Raw genomic sequence first — 6,178 nt, 5'->3', positions numbered from 1 at the left:
GACGCTTTGAACACCCGGAAGCGAGTTCAGATACACGATCTGAAAGCGCCGGTAGGCCGTGATGTCGGCGGCCAGAACGCGCAGGAGGAAGTCGCAATCCCCCACCATCAGATGGCATTCAACGACATTTCGCAGGCGCTGCACTTCCGTGGTGAATCGTTCAACGGTCGCCTCGTCCTGTCCGGACAGCCAAACGCGGGTAAAGAATGTCATGCATGCCGAGGGTTTCGGGGTTCAGGATCGCTGTGTATCGTTCGATGATACCGGCAGCCTCCATGTTCCGGATACGCTGGAGGCAAGGGGTTTGCGAAAGCCCGACCTGCTCGGCGATCTCGTTGCTGGTCTGCTTGCAGTCTTTCTGGAGTATGCGAAAAATCTTCCGGTCGATGTCGTCGAGGGCGTGCTGCATGGGCATGCTCGCTTCGATTGGTGCTTCACGCGATCATTGCAGTATATCATGGCGCTTGGCACTCAAAATATGCGACGTCATATCTCAATTTGGAAAAAACACCTTGGATTAGGTGCCATGCTGTTCTTGCACAAGTTGATGCGGTCGGCGAGCGCCAGTCCGTTGATGTGGTAATCGAGAACAGGACGCGAACCTACACGGTGTTTCCGCCCGATCGCATGGTCCATCTGGGCTGCATGCTTGGAAGTGTGCCGGGAAGCGACCGCGAAAAGCTGGAGCGTCGATACGAGAGATTGAAGCTGACGTGTCGGCAGGTCGCCCTATCGATGACGTTCCCCGACACTTACAGGTGATGCAGCCCGCTCCTGGCTCGGATATTACGCTCGCTTGCACGTGCCAACGTTTGCCCTTGGGAGTGCCTTCACGAGGCAGCGTCAGCCTGGCTTTTTCAGATGCGTCGGGTGGCACTGCCGTAAGTCTGTCGCGCCGAAAACGGTGAGCGTCGCCTCGTGCACGACGTCGCGAAGGACAACAGTTTCACGCTCGTCATCCCTTCCGTCGAGTCCCGCCTCCGAAGTCGTCGCGCGTATCGCCCATGGGCCAGAGAGCTTGTGCTGCATCAGACACTGAAGCCCCGGCAGTCGAAGGCTGCACGCTGTAGGTCCGGTGGATCGCAATCGGCACATACACGGTCACCGGCCGCTGACACACCAACCGACTATGCCTTTCAACTTTCGTAGGATGACGGATTGCGAACGGCTTCGGAATTGTGATGCGGCCCGTCAATTTCCGTCGGCTCCAGAACGGAACTATCTATTTGGCAGGATGGCCATTGCTGGCTTGTCTGGCCTAAACTTGAGAGAAAACTGAATGAAACCGATAACCCTTGCGCTCGACGAAACCTCAATCAATCAGCTGAAGCGCCACATGGCATTGCGGCTCCCGGAAATGCGCCCGGCGCACAGAACGGAGTTCGCGGCCCGTGGACTTGGCTATCGCACCTACGCCTCGCTGCTCGCTGCGCTGAGAGAGGGGCCGATTTTAATCGACCATATGGACCCAGAAAACGCGTTCGCGTTCGCCGAGCGTGTTGAATACGACATTGACCCGGATGATGTCCGCGCTGTGCTGTTTGGACTCAGCGCGCTCTCCGTCGCCGACAGCACTTCGTCCCGTCATTTCGGCAGGCGGTGAAGCCAGACATTCAGCTGCCGCGCAACCGCCTTCAGCTGTCCGCTTTCGTCAGCCGCGGCACCGCAGCGAGCTCCCGCTTCAAAGACCGCCGCTTCGTGCCATCGGCCGCGGCCCGCCCGTCGCCAGCGTGATGGCGCGCGGCGATGGTCCGTGACAACCCGCACTCGTTACCGGACCAGCCTGCGCCAGATAGGCTTGAAGCTCGTAGAGATTTTCGATGAGCGCGGCGAAGATATCGAATTGGCGGGAGCCTGGCGAAGGTCGGCACAAATTGAGAATATGAAAGTTTGCGTGGAGCCTTATTATGCGCGAATGGCCTGCGCCCGTAAGGGATTGCCCTGGGTCGGGCGCAGGGTTCCGAAAGCGAGAGCCGATCAGCTGCGCAGTAGATCGGACATGCGAATTGGCAAAGATGTAAGCCTTTGGCCCGTCGCGTGATAGACCGCGTTGCCAATGGCGGCTGCCGTGCCAACGATACCAAGCTCGCCGATACCTTTCACACCCAGCGGGTTCACATAATCATCCCGTTCTTCGAGCATTTGCACGCGAACTTCACGGACATCCGCGTTCACCGGAACGAGGTATTCCGCGATGTTCGCATTCAGGAACCGCCCGCGCGGCTGGTCCACCTCGGTTACTTCATGCAGCGCAGATCCTATACCCCATACCATGCCGCCCATAAGTTGGCTGTGCGCAGTCTTGCGGTTCAGCCAGGTGCCCGCCGCGAAAGCCCCGTGCAATCGCGGTACGCGAATCTCGTGGGTGTATTTGTGTATCCGGACCTCGGCCATCTCGGCACCGAAAGCGAACATGGCGAATTCGGGTGTGACCGGCCCGGCGGTCCCGTAGCCGCCGTTGAACGTCGCCGCGATCAACTCGTCCGTCAGCGCGGGATGGCGAAACTCTCCGATCATCTCGATCTCGCCTTCGGGCAGCATGGACAGGGCTTCCTGCAAACTTTGGCTCTGGCCTTCGGGCCCGCGCAGGACACCGTCGTCGAGGGTGATCCGCGAAGCGTCGATCCCCGACAACGGCCCGTCCGACATCCCCGAGACACGGGCCGCAACCTGTTGGCCGATCTTCACGCAGGCATCGTGCACCGCCGATCCGGCAGAAGCCGCCGTGGTCGATCCGCCCGATATCGGAGCGACGGGCATGTCGGCTTCGCCCATCACAACGTCCACGGCCTTCACCGGCAAACCCAGGCGGGCGGCCGCGATCTGCGCCATGATTGTGTAAGTGCCCGTGCCGACGTCATGCGCGGCCAATTCTACATAGGCTCCGCCCGTCGCCTGCATTCGCACTCTCGCGTTCGAGGCGAGGATGTTGGTCGGATAGGTCGCCGTGGCGCAGCCGTAGCCCACCAGCCAGTCGCCGTCGGTCATGGAACCGATATCCCGACCCCGATCCGCCCACCCAAAGCCGTTCGCGACTGCATCGTAGCTTTCCATCAGCGATCGCGACGAAAAAGGCACCTCAGCGGTCGGATGGGTCTTGGTGTCGTTGACGCGGCGCAGTTCAACCGGGTCCATTTGCAGCTTCCATGCCAGTTCGTCCATTGCGGACTCGAGTCCCCAGAAGGTCTGCATCTCGTTGGGCGCCCGCATGAAGCCGCCCGTGTTCGTATCAGATCGCGACAGCCGTTGTTCGGTATGGATGTTCGGGCACGCATACATCGCACGCGTGTAATGCGTGCCGGGGTTCACGACATTATCGAACTGCGAGGTCTGCGCAATCTCGATATGCTCGAACGCGGTGAGCTTACCGTTCGCATCGGCCGCAAGCCGGAATTTCTGCTCGCTCTCTGGCCGAAATGTCGCGACCGTAAACATCTGTGGTCGCGTCACGATCAAGCGGACGGGTGCACCGACCCCTTTGGCCGCGGCGATGGTGAGCATGGTGTAGGGTGTAATGCCGGCCTTCGAACCGAACGCGCCGCCGACGAAGGGCGAAATCACCCTCACCGAGGTCTCAGGCAATCCATAGGCCCCGGCGATACCGGCCCGAAGCGTGCGGACCGATTGCGACGGCATCCAGACGGTCAGCCGGTCACCGCGCCATTCGGCTGTGGCGGAAAACATCTCCATCGGGTTGTGGTGCTGGAACGGGGTGGTAAAGGTCATGTCCACCGATTGCGCCGCCGCATCGAGGCCCGCTTGAATGTCGCCCTTGGTCAGGACCATGCCGTCACTGTCCTCGCCAGCGCCGACGACGAAGCTGTCTTCGGGCGTCATGTGGATGCGGGACTCACCTTCCTCGTAGGTGACATCTACCAGATCAGCCCCGCGCCGAGCGGCGGCGGCTGTCTCGGCGACGACATAAGCGACCGGCTGTCCCGCATATCGGATCTCGGTGCCTTCCATCGGCCAGAACGACGCCGATCCGGGCCCGCCCGCGTAGAAGCCCTTGACTGTCTTGTAATCGGGCAGGGTCTCGTGGGTATAGACTGCAACGACGCCCGGCTCGGCTTCGGCCGCGCTGGTGTCGATGGACGACACGGTGCCGACCGCGATGGCCGAACAGACGAGCGAGCCATGCAGCATGCCGGCGGGCATCACGTCGGCAGCGTAGGTCGCAGTGCCGGTGACCTTGCGGCGAGCGTCGGTGCGGGTGACGCGTGTGTTGATCGTCTGGGCCATTATTGGTCTCCCATGCGGGATTTCACTGTCAGGAGGGCGCCGGCGACGACATCGGCTCCGAGCGGAATCTTGTAAGCAGAGCCTTCCAGCGGCTCGGCATCCTTGAACGCGATCCGACCGGCTTCGCGCGCGGTTTCCTCGGTCAGGGGCCCGCCTTTCAGGCTGTCCTCCGCCGCGGTCGCGCGCCAGGGCACGGAGGCCACGCCACCCAGACCGATGCGCACGTCGCGCACGGTGTCGCCATCCATCTCGACGCCTACTGCGGCCGACGCCGACGCGAAGGCATAGCTCTCTCGGTCGCGCGCCTTGAGATACATACTGTTGATCATGGCCGGCACCACGGGCATCGCGATCTCGGTGACGATCTCACCCGGTTCCAGAACCGTTTCGATCTCGGGGCTTTCCGCGGGCAAGACGTGCAACCGATCAAACGGAATTGTCCGCGTGCCGCCCGGTCCTTCCAACGTTACCTCGGCGTCGAATGCCACAAGAGTCTGGGCCAGATCGCCGGGATACATGGCGACACACGCCTCCGATCCGCCGAAGATCGCATGAAGGTTGGTCACGCCACCGTCCAGCGCGGCGCAACCCGAGCCGGGATTGCGCTTGTTGCACTGTTTATAGGCAGTGTCGCGGAAATAGGGGCAGCGCGTGCGCTGGAGAATGTTTCCTCCCAAGGTCGCGGCGTGGCGCAATTGCGGGCTGGCCGCCTTCCACAGAGATTGCGACAGCGCCGGAAAGCCGTCGATCACCGCCTGATCGTCGGCAACGGTGGACATCTTGGCCAGCGCGCCGAAGCGCATCCGGTTGGTCCCGACCTCGTAGCCTTCGAGCGCACTCAGCCCGCTGATATCGACCAGCGCATCGGGTGCCAGCACGCCGATCTTCATGAGATCGACCATCGTGGTGCCCCCGGCGATGATCTGCGTATTCTCCTGACGGGCGGCGTCCGTCGCGTCGTCAAGCCTGGCGGGGCGGGAATAGGCAAAGTTCTTCATGGTCTCACCCCTGCTGGTTGTCGCGGACTTGCTCGATGGCAGCCACGATGTTTGGGTAGGCGCCACAGCGACACAGATTTCCACTCATGTATTCGCGGATCTCTGCGGCATCATTGGCGTGGCCTTCCTCGATGCAGGCGATGGCCGAAAGGATCTGCCCGGGCGTGCAATAGCCGCACTGGAAGGCGTCGTTTTCGGCAAAGGCCGTCTGCATGGGATGCAGGTCGCCGGTTGGGTCGGATAGGCCTTCAACCGTCACTACCTCTGCTTCGTCGGCCATGACCGCCAGCGTCAGGCACGAGTTCACGCGCGCTCCGTTCAGCAACACGGTGCAGGCGCCACATTGTCCCTGGTTGCAGCCAATCTTCGTCCCGGTCAAACCCAGAGTGTCGCGCAGCGCCTCAACCAGCGTCGTCCTCGGCTCGACCGAGACCTGACGAGACTTGCCATTCACATTGATCCTGATCGTCCGGGCGTCGGAACGAGGTTCAGTCGCCGACTGCGCCCCGGCGGCACCCACCGCCATGCCAAGCGAGCTTGCGACAACGGAACTGCCTTTTAGGAACCCGCGTCGGGAAACACCCGGTCGGCGAAGGTCGGGAGGGGTCTTTGACATCGGGACGCCTTTCTTGATTGCGCTACCTGGCTATCGAACGTCTGGCCGCGCCAACGCGTGACCCGATTGCCGTCACACTGATTTGAAAAGTCAACGCCGCGACCGCAACAAAGGTTCATCACAACGAAGCCGACCCTAATCGGGTCGCGCTCCCGACGCCCGGTGGACATCGCGCAACGATCTGGCTTGAGGTCTGCCATCCTTGCCAGGGATCTTCGCACTCGCGACGAGAAGTCAGCACCCACAGATGACCGGAAGGTCGCGCATTGCGGACATTGAGCGTTGTCTTGATGCTATGAAAGATGGCAGGGATTCGAACCTC

At 61.6% G+C, this 6,178-nt stretch carries 6 protein-coding genes; 1 reads left to right on the top strand and 5 read right to left on the bottom strand.

Features of this window, described 5'->3' with window-relative positions; translation table 11 throughout:
• Both LCF60_RS22970 and LCF60_RS24690 read right to left on the bottom strand, forming a co-directional pair.
• Positions 1-213 (bottom strand): Lrp/AsnC ligand binding domain-containing protein (locus LCF60_RS22970; RefSeq protein WP_292294867.1); only part of this gene is annotated, 213 nt, incomplete at its 3' end.
• Positions 161-409, bottom strand: coding sequence for a winged helix-turn-helix transcriptional regulator (locus tag LCF60_RS24690; RefSeq protein WP_363318455.1), 249 nt, complete (start codon positions 407-409; stop codon positions 161-163). The genes LCF60_RS24690 and LCF60_RS22970, both read right to left, overlap by 53 nt.
• A gap of 870 nt (positions 410-1,279) precedes the next feature.
• Between LCF60_RS24690 and LCF60_RS22960 the strand changes: the two genes are divergently transcribed.
• Positions 1,280-1,603 carry a hypothetical protein gene (locus tag LCF60_RS22960; RefSeq protein WP_292294865.1) on the top strand — a complete coding sequence of 108 codons (324 nt, stop codon included), beginning with the start codon at positions 1,280-1,282 and terminating at the stop codon, positions 1,601-1,603.
• A 374-nt stretch (positions 1,604-1,977) separates the two neighbouring features.
• Here LCF60_RS22960 and LCF60_RS22955 read toward each other — a convergent pair whose 3' ends face one another.
• The 3 genes from LCF60_RS22955 to LCF60_RS22945 are packed head-to-tail and all read right to left on the bottom strand — an operon-like array spanning position 1,978 to position 5,856.
• The gene (locus tag LCF60_RS22955) at positions 1,978-4,242 is read right to left on the bottom strand and encodes a xanthine dehydrogenase family protein molybdopterin-binding subunit (protein WP_292294864.1); all 2,265 of its coding nucleotides are present in this window, start codon (positions 4,240-4,242) and stop codon (positions 1,978-1,980) included.
• Positions 4,242-5,240: a xanthine dehydrogenase family protein subunit M gene (locus tag LCF60_RS22950; protein ID WP_292294863.1), complete on the bottom strand. Its 999-nt coding sequence runs from the start codon at positions 5,238-5,240 to the stop codon at positions 4,242-4,244. Before LCF60_RS22950 ends, LCF60_RS22955 begins: the two co-directional genes overlap by 1 nt.
• A gap of 4 nt (positions 5,241-5,244) precedes the next feature.
• Positions 5,245-5,856 carry a (2Fe-2S)-binding protein gene (locus LCF60_RS22945; RefSeq protein WP_292294862.1) on the bottom strand — a complete coding sequence of 204 codons (612 nt, stop codon included), beginning with the start codon at positions 5,854-5,856 and terminating at the stop codon, positions 5,245-5,247.
• Positions 5,857-6,178 lie beyond the last annotated feature (322 nt).

Origin of the sequence: Marivita sp., from assembly GCF_020055635.1 — a bacterium.
In the GTDB taxonomy this organism is placed as follows: domain Bacteria; phylum Pseudomonadota; class Alphaproteobacteria; order Rhodobacterales; family Rhodobacteraceae; genus Marivita.
This window is presented reverse-complemented; position numbering and strand designations above follow the sequence as displayed.